At 44.6% G+C, this 19,170-nt stretch carries 15 protein-coding genes; 10 read left to right on the top strand and 5 right to left on the bottom strand.

What is annotated here, in order from left to right; translation table 11 throughout:
* Positions 1-286: 286 nt before the first annotated feature.
* On the bottom strand, positions 287-1,099 hold the full coding sequence (locus R7Z50_RS07395) for an AraC family transcriptional regulator (RefSeq protein ID WP_176311374.1): 813 nt from the start codon (positions 1,097-1,099) through the stop codon (positions 287-289).
* A 974-nt stretch (positions 1,100-2,073) separates the two neighbouring features.
* On the opposite strand from R7Z50_RS07395, the gene R7Z50_RS07390 reads away from it, so the two are divergent.
* Positions 2,074-2,793: a PAS domain-containing protein gene (locus tag R7Z50_RS07390; RefSeq protein WP_017820063.1), complete on the top strand. Its 720-nt coding sequence runs from the start codon at positions 2,074-2,076 to the stop codon at positions 2,791-2,793.
* Positions 2,794-2,866: 73 nt separating this feature from the next.
* Here the strand turns inward: R7Z50_RS07390 and pdxH are convergent, their stop codons facing one another.
* Complete coding sequence (gene pdxH / locus R7Z50_RS07385) at positions 2,867-3,502, bottom strand: pyridoxamine 5'-phosphate oxidase (RefSeq protein WP_005374570.1); 636 nt, start codon at positions 3,500-3,502, stop codon at positions 2,867-2,869.
* 115 nt (positions 3,503-3,617) lie between these two features.
* On the opposite strand from pdxH, the gene R7Z50_RS07380 reads away from it, so the two are divergent.
* The 7 genes from R7Z50_RS07380 (at position 3,618) to R7Z50_RS07350 (ending at position 14,207) form a co-directional block, all read left to right on the top strand.
* A complete protein-coding gene (locus R7Z50_RS07380; RefSeq protein WP_206970558.1) occupies positions 3,618-5,492 on the top strand; it encodes an ATP-binding protein in 1,875 nt (624 codons plus the stop codon).
* Positions 5,485-6,708, top strand: a complete 1,224-nt coding sequence (locus R7Z50_RS07375) for a sigma-54-dependent transcriptional regulator (protein ID WP_005374563.1) — start codon at positions 5,485-5,487, stop codon at positions 6,706-6,708. The genes R7Z50_RS07380 and R7Z50_RS07375 overlap by 8 nt, the downstream gene beginning before the upstream one ends.
* A 173-nt stretch (positions 6,709-6,881) precedes the next feature.
* Complete coding sequence (locus R7Z50_RS07370; protein WP_005374562.1) at positions 6,882-8,273, top strand: HlyD family type I secretion periplasmic adaptor subunit; 1,392 nt, start codon at positions 6,882-6,884, stop codon at positions 8,271-8,273.
* 114 nt (positions 8,274-8,387) lie between these two features.
* Complete coding sequence (locus tag R7Z50_RS07365; RefSeq protein WP_005374561.1) at positions 8,388-9,071, top strand: transglutaminase-like cysteine peptidase; 684 nt, start codon at positions 8,388-8,390, stop codon at positions 9,069-9,071.
* A gap of 5 nt (positions 9,072-9,076) precedes the next feature.
* Positions 9,077-10,990, top strand: a complete 1,914-nt coding sequence (locus tag R7Z50_RS07360; protein ID WP_005374560.1) for an EAL domain-containing protein — start codon at positions 9,077-9,079, stop codon at positions 10,988-10,990.
* 15 nt (positions 10,991-11,005) lie between these two features.
* Positions 11,006-13,120, top strand: a complete 2,115-nt coding sequence (locus R7Z50_RS07355) for a type I secretion system permease/ATPase (RefSeq protein WP_005374556.1) — start codon at positions 11,006-11,008, stop codon at positions 13,118-13,120.
* Between the two features lie 493 nt (positions 13,121-13,613).
* On the top strand, positions 13,614-14,207 hold the full coding sequence (locus R7Z50_RS07350; protein ID WP_042522270.1) for a mechanosensitive ion channel family protein: 594 nt from the start codon (positions 13,614-13,616) through the stop codon (positions 14,205-14,207).
* 300 nt (positions 14,208-14,507) lie between these two features.
* Here R7Z50_RS07350 and R7Z50_RS07345 read toward each other — a convergent pair whose 3' ends face one another.
* Positions 14,508-14,846 (bottom strand): hypothetical protein, encoded by a 339-nt coding sequence (locus R7Z50_RS07345; RefSeq protein ID WP_017821886.1) that lies wholly within the window; start codon positions 14,844-14,846, stop codon positions 14,508-14,510.
* 231 nt (positions 14,847-15,077) lie between these two features.
* On the opposite strand from R7Z50_RS07345, the gene R7Z50_RS07340 reads away from it, so the two are divergent.
* On the top strand, positions 15,078-15,662 hold the full coding sequence (locus tag R7Z50_RS07340) for a flavodoxin family protein (protein ID WP_258476643.1): 585 nt from the start codon (positions 15,078-15,080) through the stop codon (positions 15,660-15,662).
* 63 nt (positions 15,663-15,725) lie between these two features.
* On the opposite strand, the gene R7Z50_RS07335 is transcribed toward R7Z50_RS07340, so the two are convergent.
* On the bottom strand, positions 15,726-17,351 hold the full coding sequence (locus R7Z50_RS07335) for an ABC transporter substrate-binding protein (RefSeq protein ID WP_318148983.1): 1,626 nt from the start codon (positions 17,349-17,351) through the stop codon (positions 15,726-15,728).
* Positions 17,352-17,492: 141 nt separating this feature from the next.
* Between R7Z50_RS07335 and mpaA the strand changes: the two genes are divergently transcribed.
* Positions 17,493-18,203 (top strand): murein tripeptide amidase MpaA, encoded by a 711-nt coding sequence (gene mpaA / locus R7Z50_RS07330; protein ID WP_115386879.1) that lies wholly within the window; start codon positions 17,493-17,495, stop codon positions 18,201-18,203.
* Between the two features lie 19 nt (positions 18,204-18,222).
* On the opposite strand, the gene R7Z50_RS07325 is transcribed toward mpaA, so the two are convergent.
* On the bottom strand, positions 18,223-19,074 hold the full coding sequence (locus R7Z50_RS07325; protein ID WP_005500180.1) for an SIS domain-containing protein: 852 nt from the start codon (positions 19,072-19,074) through the stop codon (positions 18,223-18,225).
* Between the last annotated feature and the right edge of the window lie 96 nt (positions 19,075-19,170).

Below are 19,170 nucleotides of genomic sequence, written 5' to 3'. Positions count from 1 at the left end.
TTTATAACAAAACATCCACATAGTCACATTCAAATAGGTAATATTTTGTGTTGTAAATTTTAATTTTTTCATTGCATTCACAACAAAATATCAAGAATATCAATAAGATTTTTGTGAAGAGCTCGTTCTAAGAGAAAATGTAGGATCAAGTGGCATATCAACCACTGCAAAGAACAGAGAATTTAAAAAAACGAGAGATAGGTCACGTGAATAAAACATAAAAAAACCATGCATAGTGCATGGCTTTATTCTGATTGATGATTATTTGACCTAAAAAAACGCGTTGTTATCCAACTTGTTTTTTATAACGGGAAGGTGATATTCCCTGTAAGCGAGTAAAAGTATGAGTAAAAGTACTCTGGCTTGAGAAGCCAGTAAACTCGGCAATTTGCCCTAAAGAAAGGTGCCCTTGCTCGATTAATTCACGAGCCATGTCGATACGCTTTCCGAGAACATATTGATGAGGTGTAATCCCCATCTGCTCTTTAAACAAGCAATGGAACTGACTTTCCCCAAGAAACACTCGCCCGGCCAATTGAGCCACACTAATCTTATGACTCAGGTGCTGCTCAATGTAACGATCAATCGCCTCCAAATCAAAGCGCGACTCTTTTCGACTGGTCTCAAATGCCGAGATATGGCGCTGCATTAATGCAATCACAGTGTCGTTACACGCACGACTTAACAGCAGGTCATCCGGATGGTTTCGCATTTCCTGAACCAACATCTGTATCAGCTTCTGAATTTGACTATCTAACTGGAAGTAGACATGCTCTCTCTCCAGGTTATTGATTTTTTGAAGCATTTCGGGATCATCATTTGTCGGTTTGGGCATATTCAGCACCAAAATATCCGATTGATTGATGACGCCACCGAAAGCATGATCAGAGCATGCGGTAACCACACAACCTTGACCAGGGCCGACAAGATTACCTCGCCCGCGCACTTCAAATTCGGCTTGCCCTTTTAAACCAATCACGATCTGCGTATAAGAATGATCGTGGCAATCCATATAAGACGGAAGTGTGATCAGCTCCGCCGGCTTTGGCAGCATAATCTCTTGATATGAAAGGATTTTTTGGTTATCTGAGTCACTCATTTTAAACAGTCGTCTTTACACGGTCAGCTTACGTCTTCGCATCATATACCTTCTTTGTTGGGTTGCAACTTTTACCCAACTCAATCGACAAGATCAAATCAGCATGATCAAGTTCATTTACATGATCATAGTTCCGGAACGATGATCATGCGAGGTTAATTTACGGTCAGTGAGCAACCAATTTTATTAACAAAAACGGATAGATAGGCAACACCTTACGTATACATAATCAATCAATGTAAAGATCCTTATTACCGAACAATCTGTTATTTTGTAAAACACCGTGCTCCATATTAGATAACTCGTCCCTGAAACGGATCGAAACCCACTCTTAAACTCAACATAGAGGGATTTCCCCCCTTACTAATATGCTTCTGATTCAATACATTAGTCCTCGAGCTTTAAGATGCATACGATCTAAAGCTCTCGGTATCTCATTGATACCTCTAACTTACTTAGCAGACCCTCGCTAGGTAATTTAGAACCTCTTCTACACGTCGACAAGATTATATCTTGTGTTGCCAGCCCGTCTTCAGGCTGGCTTTTTTTTTTTCGCTTCTCAACAATGAAAACAATGGCATAAGCTGATATCATAGCTTTTGTCTCACTGTCCCTCTCATATGCTTAGGTGCTGCTCTTTCGCTCACAAGTGATATGAACGTCAACCACATTACAACTGAGTTGTAGGAAGCATGATCAAGGACGATACGAGTTGTAAGCCGAACATTGGCGGACATCCGTGAGCGCACATATCTGTAATGAAACAGACCATTTTCCCAATTAAACTCTTCGTTCCATTTCGTCGTTGTCTATGACTACCTGACGAAAACATCGAACACCATGAATTTAATTGGATTGAGCGCCAATCAACGAACGTGTTCTAGCAACGTAACTGCCTACTTGGCAACATCAATACGAGCCATGTAACACGGACGTCTCTGTATTGGTAAAAGCAGTATGTAGTGAGTCCTTTTGTGAATATTTCAGTCGATACCATAGAACAATCCCTCCTTAAACAGCTACCAGGTTGTTGGGGATGCAAAGATAAAGATTCGGTATTCCTATACGTAAACCAGGAATACGCAGAACTGTTAGGGCACACGTCGCCCGAGGAGTGCTTGGGTAAAACTGATTTTGATATGGCCAGCCCAACCACTGAATGCGCGCAAGAATTTCAACGCCAAGATAAACACGTTCTCGAAACTGGCGAGTCACTAAAAATTCTGGATATCCACCCTTATCCAGATGGCCGCTGGCGAGCACATATATTTACTAAAACACCGTGGCGAGATGACAAAGGCGACATCGTAGGCACCATTTTCTACGGAAGGGAACTCACCGACACCGCCGTGATTGAAGTCGGGTATTGGGTTTGTCGTGCAATCAGTACCAACCCAAATCAACAATCCATCTTTCGTTTCTCTGACTTACAACCAAAACCAGAGAAGCTCACATGCCGCGAGCAAGAAACGCTTTTCCTCTTGCTCTATGGCAAAAAGCCTCAATTTATCTCTCAGGTCATGGGCATATCAACAAAAACCGTTGAAGGTCACGTCGCACGCTTACGTAATAAGTTTGCAGCGAACAGCAAGAACGAGCTAATAGATAAAGCAATGGAAGCAGGCTACGGCTCTGTTGTACCCAAAACGCTGCTTAAGCATCAATTATCGGTTGTGTTGAATGGAGAGCGATAATTCGCATCGCTTCTACCTACAAAAACACCGCCCCAATTCGGCGGTGTTTGTTTATTCATGAGGGACCATAAGCCTATGGCGCTAAACGATCAATGTCCCAACTTCCATCATGCTGGGAGAAAAGAAAACGATCGTGAAGGCGATGTTCGCCACCTTGCCAAAATTCGATGCTCTTTGGTTTTACGCGAAAGCCACCCCAAAAGGTTGGTACTGGTATTTCACCCTTAGCAAACTTCTGTTTTAGCTCTAAAAACTTACCTTCCAACACACCTCTGGCAGAAATACGGCTACTTTGTTTGCTCGCGATTGCGGCCAACTGGCTCTCTTTAGGACGAGAAGTAAAGTATTTCATATTCTCTACGGCGGTAAGCTTTTCAGCCACACCAGTAATATGAACTTGGCGCTCTAACGGATGCCAAGGGAAGTGCAAACTAATATTGCTGTTATGCTCTAGCTGCTGGGCCTTGCGACTGCCTAGGTTGGTGTAAAACACAAAACCATCTTTGTCGACGTTTTTCAATAGAACAATGCGTTGAAACGGCATGCCATTTTCATCAACCGTTGCAACTGTCATCGCAGTCGGGTCCGTTAAACCCGCTTCAACTGCTTGCTCTAGCCACAGATTAAATTGATCAATAGGATCAGCTTTCAAATCTTTACGACGCAGCCCACCTTTGGTGTACTCACGACGAATATCAGCAAGTTCCATCTTTACTCCTTCACTCGTTTTTGTCGATTGTGCTCCCGATACTGAGGAAATACAAGGACATCATTGTGCTTGTTATCGTTGCCGCTCACAGCATCACAGTGCGTCATTTGATACCATGACACAAAAAACCAGTGAGCCGATCGTGAACTTACTCAACCCCAAAGCCCTACGTCATTTTTTACTGCTACTGTGTGCCGGCGGCATTTCAGGGCTTGCGCTTACTCATCATTACGCAACTCAATACCAACATGATCAATGGCAACAAAAGCTAGAGAGACAAGCCGCGCAAGTGTCACAAGAAGTGGACTACGAACTGGCAAAGTTTGAACAGATACCAAACCTATTAAGTCACGACCCAAGACTACTCAAAGCAGTAGAGCGCGGAACGCCCTCTCAAGAGCTCAACCTACTGTTATCAGATTGGTTGAAGCAAAGTTTGGCCGATACGATTTACGTTCATGACCGCACCGGGTTAGTCATAGCCTCAAGTAACTTTCAGCAAGAAGATACGTTTGTTGGCTCTAGCTTTAGCTATCGCCCCTATTTTAAAAATGCGCGACGCGGTGAGCCCGCTCAATATGTTGGATTAGGCGTGCGCTCGAATAAACGTGGGTACTTCTTCTCATCTCCGCTGTGGGTAAATGAGGAAGTCGTTGGCGTGATCACAGTAAAAGTGAACTTGGAGCAATTAGAACAGCGCCTTTCGCAAACCACGACAGACGTACTCATTACAGATAAACACAATGTCGTGTTTATGAGCAATTTACCAGACTGGCGCTATCGTGCACTTTTCCCACTGTCATCGAGTGCAATAATTGAACTTACCGAAACGCGTCAATATGGCGATACCTTGCCCGAATATTTTGGTGAGTTGACGGCGCACAGTGGTGTCACGGAGTTTGATGACAATCAATTGCTTCTATCACCGAATTACCTCGCATACGCAACACACTTATTGGATAAAGGGTTTCGCGTCGTTGCCTTAATTAACCACAACAGCGTTCTTGCCGCCGTTTTACAGGCCGATATCGTCTTCCTGATCTTATATGCGCTCATTGCTCTAATTGCGTTAGCGTGGTTCCAAACCCTAGTTAACAAAGCACGCCTTGCCCATCTCAATGTGAGCCTAGAAGAAAAAGTAGTGCAACGGACACTAGTTCTGAGTGAAGCCAACCAAAAACTACAACAGACCATCCGCCAATATGAGCAAAGCCAACAAGAGCTTAAACAAACACAACAAGAACTGACGCAAGCCGCGAAATTGGCACTGTTGGGCGAGCTATCAGCCAGTATTAATCATGAGATAAATCAGCCACTTTCCGCACTAAGAACCTATACCGAAAACTCGCAGCGTTTGTTGGCAATGGAAAAATACCCAATGGTCGCTGACAATTTGGGCAAAATGCTGACACTCAATGACACCATTTCGGAAGTCATTGCCCGCTTAAAAGTCTTTACTCGGAAAGCCACGCACGATTCACACAATGAAATCTCAGTACTGCACGACGCGGTACATACTGCCACCAGCATTTTGAGCAACAAGCTTATTAAGCAAGGAGTAACACTAAAAGTTCCGGCCATCGACTATGATGTGAAGCTGGCCATTCACAGCGTTGAATTAGAACAAGTGCTGATAAACCTCTTCCACAACGCCGCACAAGCGATGGAAAACCACTGTATCGATCCGCAAATATCAATTGCTGTTCAGTGTCATGATGACAGTTGCGACATTCTTGTTTCCGATAACGGGCCTGGCATGTCGGACGAAGCCCTAGCAAAAATCTTTGATCCATTTTTTACGACTAAGCCAGAGGGCTTAGGATTAGGTTTGACCATCTCCAAACGCATTTTAGAGAGCTATCACGGCTCCCTCTGTGCCTATAAACATCAGAACACAGAACAACAAGCAGGAGGCATGACCTTTATCGTGACGCTACCAATAGTCAATCAGAATAAACGTACTCCAGAAGTGGAAAACGACCATGAATAACTCAGTTTTCTTTGTTGATGACGAACCACACATTCGTGATGCCGTGTCTCAAGCCCTGCTGATTGAAGGGATAGACGTCACCTGCTTACCAAACGCAGTAGAAGCCTTACGCGTAATCGACTCAAATACGCCTGCGATTATCATTACCGATATCCATATGCCCGTGATGGATGGCTTGGAGTTTATGCGAACTTTGCGAAGCAAAAACGATCACTTTCAATTCATCGTACTTACTGGACATGGAGATGTGAAAACCGCGGTAGATGCGATGAAAAGCGGCGCGTACGACTTTCTAGAAAAACCGTTTTCAACGGAACAGCTCATGAAATCGCTCAACAATGCCAGCGATAAACTGAACTTGTTGCAAGAAAACATCTGGCTTAAGAAAGAGCTCGACATGCAAACTCATGTTGGTCCGAAAATGATTGGTCACAGTAAGGCCATGGTGAGCATTCGTCGCGCCTTGATCAGTGCGCCCACAAGCCAGCCGCTCATTTTTGTAGGTCAAGATGGTACGGGTCGGCGACTCGCTGCACAATTTGCCCACGACATACATGCAACACCGGATAGTGAGCTAATCGCCGCTTCTGGTGAAGACCTCTATGAGCTTTCATTAGAAGCGCTCGACAAAGCCATACACCGCTTAAGTGAAGGAAAACGCCACTGCAGTTTGTACTTACATAGCGCAGAGCATGTATCATTTGAGCAATGGGAATACTTATTCAAGCACCCAAAACTTGAGCGTGTTTTTGGCGCGACCACCCAAGCCGAGCCACCTCTAAAATCCCTGGCGACTCTAATTCACTTACCGACGCTCGATGAAAGAAAGGAAGATATAGGGCCTTTATACAAGCACTTTGTGCGCCACACAGCGAGTCGATATCAGTTACAGCCGCCACATATCAGCCTAGAAGAGGTCAAACACCTCACCAGTCTCGAATGGCCAGAAAACGTTAAGCAGCTACGCCAATTTGCTGAACTTCGTGCCCTCAAGCCAGATACTTTTAGAATGGAAGATTGGAACAGTGAGAAAAGTCTTGAAATTCAGAGTATGACTCAGCGCACAGAATACTTTGAATATTGCTTGTTATTCGATGCATTGCAAAGACATCGCGGCAGACTCAAAGAGGTTCAACTAGAATTACAGGTATCACGCAAAACCTTGTACGACAAACTAAAAAAACATCAGTTGGATAAAGCCAAGTTCAAGGCGTAATAGCTATACTCCGGCGCTAATTATGCTTTTGTTTGATTTAGAAAGTGTAAGAAAGCTCATTTGAAGAGAGAATAACCCTCTTCTCATATTTTATTAGCCGAGCATGCTGACATGATCGGTTAATAATAATAAGATCAAAAAGATAATCCGTAATTATATAAGCAGGGACTGTGATGAGCCGAGATAACTACAACAAACTCAACGATGAAGAGTTGGATTTTGTTGATGACAAAACTGCAGCATTGCTCCTCAATACCCCCAACAGCGCGCGTTTTATGCTCTGGGTTATGGTGCTATTTTTCATTGCAGCAATAGGTTGGGCATCTTGGGCTGAAATCGACAAAGTCACGGTTGGTCAAGGCAAAGTGATTCCCTCCTCACAGATACAAGTAGTCCAAAACTTAGAAGGTGGCTTAGTCAAAGAAATCTTGGTCAAAGAAGGTCAGTTGGTTGAAAAAGGCCAACAGTTACTGCTTATCGATGACACCCGCTTTCGCTCAGATTTTCGTGAACGTGAGCAACAAGTTGCCAACCTTACCGCATCTGTGCTGCAACTATCCGCTTCTATTAACAGTGTTGCCGTTAATCGTGATTTTGAAACGGAAAACTGGCGTCAAAGTGTACTACTTGATTACGGTAAACTGACCTTCCCACCAACCTTGGAAGAGACTCGACCTCAACTCACACAGCGTCAAAAAGCAGAATATCGCGAAGATCTAGATAATTTACGCAACCAACTTTCTGTTATTGACCAACAAGTGCAGCAAAAACAGCAGGACTTGGTAGAGATCCAAGCGCGAGTAAGGAACTTGCGTCAAAGCTACCAATACGCGAAAAAAGAACTCGATATCACCAAACCTTTGGCAGACGAGGGCGTTGTTCCTCGTATTGAACTGCTCAAATTACAGCGCCAAGTCAACGATACCCGTCGTGAAATGACGTCCAGTGAGCTCAAAATTCCCGTATTGCAATCAGCGATTCGAGAATCCATGCTCAACCGTATTGATGTTGCACTCAAATTCCGCTCTGAACAGCAAGAGAAACTCAACAGCGCCCAAGACCAGTTATCTGCTTTGGTTGAATCAGCGGTGGGCTTGGAAGATAGAGTAAACCGAACGGTTGTGAATTCGCCAGTAACAGGCAAAATCAAAACACTGAACATCAATACTGTCGGTGGTGTTATCCAACCTGGTATGGATATCGTCGAGATCGTACCAACAGAAGACACACTATTGGTAGAAGCGAAAATTGCGCCAAAAGACATCGCATTTTTACGCCCAGATCTTCATGCTATCGTGAAATTTACAGCTTACGACTTCACAAAGTACGGCGGTTTAGAGGGTGAGTTGGAACATATCAGCGCGGATACCACTCAAGATGAAGAAGGCAACAGCTTCTACATTGTTCGTGTACGCACCGAAAAAACAAACTTTGGTCAAGATGCAGATTTACCAATCATTCCAGGAATGACAGCATCGGTCGATATCATCACAGGGAAGCGAACCGTTTTGGAATATCTACTTAAACCGATTTTAAGTGCCAAAACGAACGCCTTGAAGGAGTAAACCACATTAAGATACTCGCGATAGGGAGTATTGAGCGATAAGTGATTAAATAAAAAGCACTTATTTCTCACTGACGAACTCTCTAGAAGAGTATACTTGTGATACGAGTCGAATATGCGATCCAATTTGCAGCGTAAAGTTACATTATTAATCAGCTTAAGTTGTTTGTCGTTCCAACTTGGTGCGCTGAACAGCAAAGAACAACGATGGGTCAATACGGTCACAGCGGTGTACGGCGAACGTGCGGGATTGCGCGTAAATACATGGCGAAAGAACCTCGACTTATTTAAACAATTAGAGACTCATGAACAGCTCGCTGGCGTTAACGACTTTTTTAATCAGCTGTATTTCGTTGACGACATAAAACTGTGGGGAAAGACAGATTATTGGGCTACGCCACTCGAATTTTTAGGGAGTAACGCAGGAGACTGTGAAGATTTCACTATTGCTAAGTACTTCTCTTTACTCGAGCTAGGAATACCAGATTCAAAGATGCGGTTAATATACGTAAAAGCCATCGAACTGAATCAGTTTCACATGGTATTAGCTTACTACCCTACCCCAAGTTCTGAGCCGCTCATTCTCGATAATATCAATCCTGACATTGTCCGAGCCTCTAAGCGTAGCGACTTGCTACCGATATACAGTTTTAATGGTACAAACCTGTGGTTGATGAAGTCATCTGCTAGCACTGGAGAGCTGGCAGGGAAAGCATCACGGTTGAGCCTTTGGAATGACTTACGCTCGCGCGAACGTAAGTTGCAGTTAAATAAACCTAAAATTAACTATGACGAGTGAGAAACATGACCCTATATAAGAAGCTTGTGGTGGGGATGGTTACGGTCTTTATACTCTTGTTGGCATCAGTATTCGTAATCCAATTCAACACGACTCGAGACAGCTTGGAGCAACAGCAACGTTCAGAGGTCAACAACACTATTAACACCGTAGGTTTGGCACTGGCTCCTTACCTAAAGGACAAAGATAAAGTCGCGGTTGAGTCCGTGATTAATGCTCTATTTGACGGCAGCACCTACTCCGTTGTTCGTCTTACAGCATTAGATTCTGACTACCAGATCGTGCGTACTTACCCAGTTAAACCAAGTACGGTGCCACAATGGTTTATCGACATGAATCTATTTAAAGCGATTCACGATAAGCGTGTTGTGACCAGTGGTTGGATGCAGCTCGCCGAAGTAGAAATCATTAGCCACCCAGGCGCAGCTTACGAGCAGCTCTGGCAAGGTTTTATTGGCTTGCTGTCTGTATTCAGTGTTATTTTTCTAGCTGGTTTAGTGGCAATTTCATACATCCTACGTCGCTCGCTAAAACCATTAACGGCCATCGTAAATAAAATGCATGAAATCGCGAATAACCAATTTGGTGAACCGCTTGCTCGTCCAAGAACCAAAGATCTTATCGCGGTGGTAGATGGCATTAACATGATGTCTGCTCAAATCGAGCTATCATTCAAAGAGCAAGCCAAAGAGGCGCAACGTCTGCGTGCTCAGGCTTACCTCGATCCTATATCTAAATTGGGTAACCGCTCATTCTACATCAACCAAATCGACCAATGGCTTGCAGAGCAAACGCAAGGGGGTATCGCGCTACTCCATGCTGAATACATTGGCGACATTTACGAGACCAAAGATTACCAACGCGCAGATGCCCACGTTAAAGAACTGTCTCAACGTTTGAAAAACACCATTGATGTACCGGGTGCCACTATTGCTCGCTTGTCTAGTGATGAGTTCGGCTTGCTTTTCCCTCATATGGATGAGAGCGAGTTACGCATTTTATCGGACAGCATCGTCAATTGTGTGAACGGCCTAAATACTGACCCAACAGGCTTAGCAAAACCTAAAGCGTCACTAGGGGTTGCACACAGCAAAGATCAGAAAACGCGTTCTGAAATCCTCTCGATGGTGGACAACGCACTATCGAAAGCCAAAGCGCAACCAGACAAGCCATACGGCTTCATTGGCAGTGATACACCTTCTAGTTTGATGGGTAAACAGCAATGGAAAGCGTTGGTTGAAGAAGCCATTCATAGTGATTGGGTTAAATTCCGTTTCCAAGCTGCGAAAAACACATGGGGTAAAGTATTCCACAACGAAGTATTTTCAAGCATCGAAAAAGATGGTGAAACGTATCGTGCGAATCAATACCTATTCGCACTAGAACAGTTAGACGCCACCAACATCTTTGACCAGTATGTCATTGAATCAATGATTAAGATGCTAGAAAATGGTGAACTTAATGACCCAGTCGCGATTAACATCGCGCAAAGCAGCTTGTCTCAACCATCGTTTATTCGCTGGACAACTAGCATGCTGGAAAAACACGCCAAAGTGGCCTCTAAGCTACACTTTGAAATTCCAGAGGAATGCTTTATCGATCAGCCTCACCACACAGCACTGTTATGTAATGCCATTCGCCAATCAGGTGCTGAGTTCGGCGTAGATAACTACGGACGTAACTTCCAATCTTTGGAATACATCCAAGAGTTCCGCCCGAACTATGTGAAGCTCGATTACCTATTCACACACAACTTGCACGACGAAAAACAGAAATTCACGCTAACGTCGATCTCTCGTACTGCCCACAACCTTGGTATTACGACTATCGCATCGCGTATCGAAACTCAAATCCAGTTGGACTTCCTCACTGAACATTTTGTTGAGGTATTCCAAGGATTCATCGTCGACAAGGAATAAAAAGGTTTATCAACGATGAAAGACCCTTTACTGAATTCGCTCATCTACGTTAGCCGTTACTATGGGTTAGCTAACTCGCCAGAAGCGCTAGTCAACGGACTACCGCTATCTGACGGTAAACTGACCCCATTTTTGCTACCAAGAGCAGCGGAAAGGGCCGGATTGGTTGCCAAGGAAAACCGCGCAGAGCTGGAGAGCATCTCCAGCCTAATTCTGCCGGCAATCTTAGTTCTTAAAGGCGGTGACTCTTGCGTTCTCAACAGCATCAATATGGAGAAACGCGAGGCCGAAGTCACCACCCTAGAAAGTGGAATGGTGCCGATCTCTATTCCATTAGAAGACCTACTTGAGCAATACACTGGTCGGTACTTTTTAGTTAAAAAGCAATTCCGTTTCGATGAGCGCTCTCCCGAAGTGCTCAAAACCAACGAAGGCCACTGGTTCTGGTCCACCTTGTGGCAGTCAAAACGCATCTACCGTGATGTTTTAATCGCATCACTTCTCATCAACCTCTTTGCGGTTGCCGCTCCGCTATTCACTCGCTTGGTGTACGACAAAGTGGTTCCGAATCTTGCGTTTGAAACCCTATGGGTACTAGCAAGCGGCATCTTTGTCGTGTTCCTGTTCGACTTCATTCTCAAGTCGCTGAGAAATTACTTCATTGATGTGGCGGGCAAGAAGTCTGACATTCTGATTTCATCCAAACTGTTCAGCAAAGTGATGGGGATTAGAATGGAATCGAAGCCGCCTTCGGTCGGTGCCTTCGCTCGCCATTTACAAGAATTCGAATCTATTCGAGAGTTTTTTACTTCAGCGACCGTCAGTGCTCTCATTGATTTGCCTTTTGCCATTTTGTTCTTAGTGATTATATGGCTAATGGCTGGCGATCTTGTGTATGTACCGATGGTGGGCGTGGTCATTTTGATTATTCACTCGCTACTGATACAAGGGCCGCTGCGCCGCTCCATTGAGGAGGGTTCACGCCTAGCATCGCAAAAATATGCCAATTTGATAGAGAGCTTGGCTGGGTTAGAAACCGTAAAAATGCTCAGTGCGCAAAGCCAATTCCAATACCGCTGGGAAGAGGCAGTTGCGCACATGGCGAACTGGAATATAAAAAGCCGCCGAATTACGGATAGCATTCAAAACGCAGCAGGTTTTGTGCAGCAAAGTAGTAACGTAGGGATGATCATCCTAGGCGTTTACTTGATTGCAGAGGGCGACTTAACCATGGGTGGCTTGATTGCCGCAACCATGCTTAGCGGCCGCGCGATTGGTCCTTTGGTTCAGTTATCCTTACTCTCTACGCGCTACAACCAAGCGAAGTCTTCTATGACAATTATCAATCAAGTCATGGAAATGCCGGATGAACAAGAAGAAGGTAAACGTTACATTCACCGTCCAATAGTACAAGGCAAAATTGAACTTGAACGCGTGACCTTCCACTACCCAGATTCACCGGTGGCGTCGATTCGAGATTTGAGCTTAACCATTAACCCAGGCGAAAAAGTAGCGATCATAGGCCGTATCGGTTCGGGTAAAACCACGTTAGAGCGTCTTATCATGGGCTTGTATCAGCCGACGGAAGGTCATGTTCGCATTGATGATACCGACATCGCACAGCTGCATCATGTCGACATTCGCCGTAATATTGGTTGTGTGCCGCAAGATTCCAATCTGTTCTTTGGTTCTATCCGCGACAACATTACGCTAGGTCGCCCATTAACCGATGACCGTGACGTACTAGACGCAGCGAATCGTGCCGGTGTTACTGCGTTTACGCAATCTGACCCAGCGGGCTTAGAACGCCAAGTTGGTGAAGGTGGTGCAATGCTTTCGGGGGGTCAACGTCAAGCAGTCACGATCGCTCGTGCATTTTTGGGTCGTCCTCCTGTTCTACTCATGGATGAACCAACCAGTGCGATGGATAACCGCTCAGAGATGCACATTAAGCATCAATTAGCACAGTTGAAACCTAGTGAAACGCTGATTCTGATTACGCATAAAACGTCTATGCTCGACATCGTTGATCGCGTAATTGTGATGGAGAAAGGCAGCATCATCGCAGATGGCCCTAAAGCGCAAGTGCTGAACGATTTGAAACAAGGCAAAGTGCGTGCGGTTAGCTAACCTGAATTCACATTGATAAAAGACAAAGGCCCCGTTTAACTTGTGTTTAACGGGGCTTATTTTATTGGGAGCCCGAGATAATTAAGTTCTTCAAGCGCGACCCAAACGAGTACAAGGCCAACAATCACGAATAAAATCATAATCGCCTTTTCATCTTCTTCCATTTTTCAACGCCCTAAAAGCTATTTCAATTAATACACCTTAGGTTATCAGGACAAAAGTCATATTCAGCTCGTTTATAAGGAACTAGCGTCATAGAATGTCGGATATGGGATACAGCTCAAAGATTGCTCTCTTCAAAATCACGTCAGCTTTGGTTGAATATAAGTAATGAAGCCAAAGAGTTCGCAATGCTCACTAAGTCTTTGATTAACCAATATAGTACTCTGTGGTACCTCAACACAGAGACAAATGGTGTAAAGAAAAATTGTGATTACTTACAGCAAAAAATCAGCTATAAAAGCCGCTTTCTAGATATCGTCGAGATGAAGAAATGAATGATTGGATCCAATTAGAGCAAGTGAGCCAGTATTTCACTACGGGCTCCCTCGGTTACAAACTATTGATGGGCATTTTTGTCCTGATCGCGTATCGCATCCTGAAGAGGATTGTAAATCGAGCCATCCTAAATTTGGCAACAACGAAAGGTGTAAAAAAGGCTCGTTTGAGTTTTATTCAGCGCTGTTTCAATGTCGCGCTGCTATTTTTGACCGCCTCTATTTTTGCCATTATCACAGGTATTGGCTATGGCGATGTGTCTTTGTTCCTATCGTCCATTTTTGCCGTATTAGGTGTGGCGTTTATTGCGCAGTGGTCAATTCTGAGCAACATCACTGCCAGCTTTTTGATCTTTTTTGTCTTCCCATACCGAGTGGGTGACCGAATTAAAGTCGTAGATAAAGATGAAGACATCTGCGGTGAGATTCAAGAAATCAGCATGTTTCACGTGTTAATTAAGCACGACAACGGAAACTTAATCACTTACCCAAACAACCAGATTTTGCAAAAAGCAGTGCTAAAGCTGGCGAAAAACAAGCCAGAGCCAAGTAAAGTAAAATCTCGGATTTATACTCGCAGAAAGAAATAACCCACTAAAAAGCCGATGTATCTACATCGGCTTTTTAGTATCACTTGGTGGTCACAAATAACCCAAAGTTAATGGCGAAAAACAGTGAAGAGACAAAACGTATAAGCTGAAGGTCACCACTGTATTCTTTCATGATAAAAACATGACACATCGCCGAAACCAAAAGCGCCACTTTAACCAAAGGAAGCTTCTTATTTACGAACCTTAAATAAATACAAAAAATAGAGATGGTGCAAGCAAAGAAAAAATCGTCACTAGTTCCATCTTCCTTAAAATACAAGGACATGGTTTTAGTTAAGCTTATATTTTTAGCTTCATTATGAGCCACCCACTAATATTTAGCGAGATAAGGGCATAAAAGAGGTAAAAAACAAGACTGACCGAAACAAAAAGTAGTGCATGCACTTTTTCTTCTAAGCTCTCTGGATGAACATTCATATCCACATCAAACACCCCCGCTATAAAGTGTGCAAATACCGTGGAAGAGGCTGTAGAAAGGCCTCCTACCATAATGATAATAATCCCTCGCCTTAAGAAACGATGAAATGTACTTTTCCCGCCTTGGATCAGGTCTGAGTTTACATATTTTAATCTATTTTTCCGCCTATTAATCATCACTAGCATCGGTACCTTTATCATTGTTTCCAAGAGAGTTTTCTACATCTTTAAGATCTTCCTTTAACGCTTTTATACACGACATTCATCGTCGTTGCATTCACTGTAGTTATGCCGTCGACTTACCCTATAAGAAAGCTCTTTAGATACCAATTCGTACTTTATCTATCTCAAATCTCTTCTTGACCTCAACTTAACTTGAGGTTTTAGCCTTAGTCGCACGATTAAAGATCAACAATGAAAAAAGGAACCATTGTGTCCAAAATTGCGATTATTTATTTCTCTAAAACCGACGTTACTGGTCAGCTTGCTCGCGCGATTGCCGCAGGTGTTGAACAACAAGGCATTAAACAGCAAGATGAATGTGAAATCCTCTCTCACCGAATTGAAGGCAGTGAGATTATTGAGGGACGTTTTGTGAACCCTAAACTAATGGATGAACTTGCTGAGTGTGATGCGATTATCTTTGGCTCACCGACCTATATGGGAGGTGTAGCAGCGCAGTTTAAAGCATTTGCAGATGCAAGCAGTGAATCTTGGTATTACCAAAAATGGGCGAGCAAAATCGCGGCTGGCTTTACCAGTGGTGGGGCAATGAATGGCGACCAATCTTGCACATTACAATATCTACAAACGCTCGCTAACCAACACGGCATGATGTGGGTCGGGTTGGATAAGATCAGCAATTCTGGGGAGCAAAACCTGAATCGTTATGGTGTACAAGGTGGTATTGTTGCACAAGGTGGTGAAGATGGTCAGTTGCATGCTTCTGATGTTGCAACAGCAGAGTATCTTGGCAAACGAGTCGCTATGCTCGTGAACAAGCTCTCCACTCGCTAACAATAAAAAGACGCCCCGTAAGATACATCTTCGGGGCTTCATATTTATCGCTTGTTTTGAGCGCTACTTCTTGATGTAGAGGTCTTTCGAGTAGATACGACCTTCTACGTTGCTCTTGGCAAAACCGCCAACCGTAGGACGAACCAAACGCGCTTGCATGTAATAATAGATTGGCGCAATGGGCATATCTGCCGCCAGCAACCGTTCAGCTTGGTCGTAAAATCCTTGGCGCGCTTTCTCATCGGTTGCAGCCAATGCACTGTTCATCGCGTTGTCGTACGCTGCATTGCTGTAACGTGCAAAGTTACCCGAAGAACCTGAGCGAAGTAAGCTCAGGAAAGTAGACGCTTCATTGTAATCACCGCACCAGGAAGCACGCATCACATCGAAATTGCCTTGTTTACGCGCCACTAAGTACGACTTCCACTCTTGGTTTTCTAACTCCACGTTTGCACCGAGATTTTTTTGTAGCATCGACGCTATCGCAACCGCGATCGATTTGTTTGCCTCACTGGTGTTGTACAGCAATTTAAAATCGAGCGGCTTGTCTTGGCTGTAACCCGCTTCTTTTAACAACTGACGCGCTTTCTCGTCACGTTGTTGCTGACTCCATTTACTATACTCAGGGGGCGTCGCATCAAAACCGGCAGTGTACTGATGCGCAAAGGTGTACGCAGGAAGGTTGCCCACTTGCGTGACACCATTCGTAATCACATCACGCATGATGGAGTACGACACCGCTTGACGCACTCGCGCATCATCAAATGGCGGACGAGTGGTATTGAACGCGTAGTAATACGTGCACAGTAATGGCACCACCGTGTAAGCCTGCTTGTAATCTTGTTTAAGCTTCTGCGCCATATGAGTCGGCACATCTGACGTGATATCCAGCTCTCCTGCCGCATAACGATTGATTGACGCGTTTTGGTTTTCAAACGGAATGTAAGTCACTTTGTTTAAATGCGTATCTGCGCTGTCCCAGTAATTTGGACTCTTAACCAGTTCAATGCGCTCATTCACGACCCACTTATCCAATGTGAATGCACCGTTGCTAACAAATTGGTCTGGATCGCTCCACGGCTTGTCGCGGTTTTCCACTGTCGCTTGATGCACTGGCATCATGGACGTGTGCCCAGTCATAGCAACAAAGTACGGCACTTGACTGTCCAACTCAAAACGTAGGGTGTATTTATCCACTGCCTTGATGCCGAGATCGTCCAAAGGCTTTTTGCCCTCTGCTACATCGGTGATGTTTTTGATCTTGGTGAGTTTGAGATACCAAACATTTGGAGAAGCGGTTTTCGGATCTACCGCTCGGCGCAGTGAATAGACAAAATCATCCGCTGTCACAGGCTCGCCATTCGACCATTTCGCGTCTTTGCGCAAGTGAAAAGTAAAGGTTTGGTTGTCGTTGGTTTCCCATGATTCTGCCACACCGGGAATAATGTTTCCGTCACGATCTTGAATCACAAGCCCTTCAAATAAGTCACGAATCACATGCATTTCTGGCAGACCTTCGGCTTTCGCTGGATCAAGCGTCGCCGCCTCTGCGTCATTCGCACGTACTAAATGCTGTTCTGCGGCGAGTTGAACGCCGTTAGGTAAGGTATCCGCAACGACAGATGCAGAAAGAAAAGGGGTGAATAAAGAGGAAATCAGCAACGCCGTTGAATGTTTTTTAAAATCCATATCGTTTTTCGTTCTCCTAACGCGTCTTGTGAAGCAAGCGCCACAATTAACATTTCAACCGTTGACGAGTTTAAACGGTTCGGTTTAGCTAGGTTTAATTAGCTTAGATATTGATATTACTTCATCAATCAGGAGATTACGGTGAGTCTAATTCCAAGAACGGAAAGAGCGGCATTTTTAATTCGGCCAACAACATACGGTCATTCCGTGCTTGGTGCGCCATTACTGTATTTTCCGGCACAAGTCGAAAGTGCTTCGCGAGGTTTGATTTTGGCAGGCACTCACGGGGATGAGACAGCCTCGATTGCAGGTTTGTCCTGTGCGCTAAGAAGCTTGCCAGCTAAAAACTTACGACATGATGTGATTCTGTCAATGAATCCTGACGGCAACCAGCTAGGCACACGTGCAAATGCAAACCAAGTGGATCTCAATCGCGCGTTTCCAACCCCAAATTGGACTGAGCATGGCACCGTGTATCGATGGAGCTCTCACACACCCGTTCGAGACGTAAAGGTGAAAACAGGCTCTAAAAACCAGCTAGAGCCAGAAGTTGGCGCATTAATTAACTTGATTGAACTGCGCAGGCCAAAGTTTGTAGTGTCGTTTCACGAACCGCTTGCGTTTGTAGATGATCCCAAACATTCCAACCTTGCCAAATGGCTCCACGAGCAGTTTCAGCTGCCAATCGTGGACGATGTCGACTACGAAACACCCGGCTCATTCGGCACTTGGTGTAGTGAACGTGATTTACCTTGCATCACGTTGGAGTTACCGGCAATTTCTGCCGATCTCACCATTGAAAAGCATCTATCCGCTTTTATTGCTTTACTGATGCACGATCCGGATCTTTAGTCCGCTGTTGGTTAAGCGATCATGTGAGGATCTGTTTGATGTCGGTACTGATATCGCTGATCAACTGACGTGCACTTTCGTCTCTTTGCTGAACCAAGATGATAAACAGCAAATCGGTGATCACGTTTTGCGCGGTGCGCGAAGCAATGGATGAGCTGCGATGTTCCGTTTCATTGGCAATCGTATCAAACGTAATATCGGCAATACCACGCAAGCGGCTTCTCCCAGGAGCAGATAACGCAATCACCTTCGCGCCCTGCTCTTTTGCCGCTTCTGCCGCGACGAGAATTTCTTTGCGTTCGCCCGAATACGAAATCGCTATCTGCACATCTTCTGAAGAGAGGGTACGAGCAACAGCAATCTGCACGTGGCTGTCTTGTTCGGAAAGCGCCGTAATACCGAGTTTAAGCAGTTTAAAGCTTAAATCCTTCGCGGTCAGGGCTGAGCCCCCAATCCCGACCACTTGCACTCGACGCGCTTCACTCAACCATTTCACCGCTTGGTGACACGCTTCATAAGACAGCGCATTGGTGGTTTGAAACATAGCATCTGTTTTTGCTTTCACCAGTTTCTGCGAAATAACCGCGATGGGATCATCTGCCAAAATATCACTGTGCAACGGTGTCGACTGCATCGCATGCTTACGGCCAATCTCTTCATTCAGAGCTAACTTAAACTCGCTGTAGCCTTTAAAACCAATACGCTGAGTAAATTTCACAATGCTCGATTGACTCACTTTTACTTGCGCCGCAAGTTCTTGGCTAGTGAGGAGCGCCGCCTTTTCTGCGTTTTCAACAATCCAATCGCCGACCAAACGACCACTTTGCGAAAGCTGAGTACGCCTCGCGACTATCTTATTGACAACTGACACAACAAAAACCTCAAAAAATTTAAATAAATTATTCCAAAACAAAAATAATTGGAGTTTGATTTAACCCCATGATTGTTCTAACCAAGCCAGTTTATA

The sequence above is a fragment of the Vibrio sp. 1249-1 genome, assembly GCF_033340495.1.
Note: the sequence above shows the minus strand (reverse complement) of the source record. Positions and strands in the feature narration are given on the sequence as shown.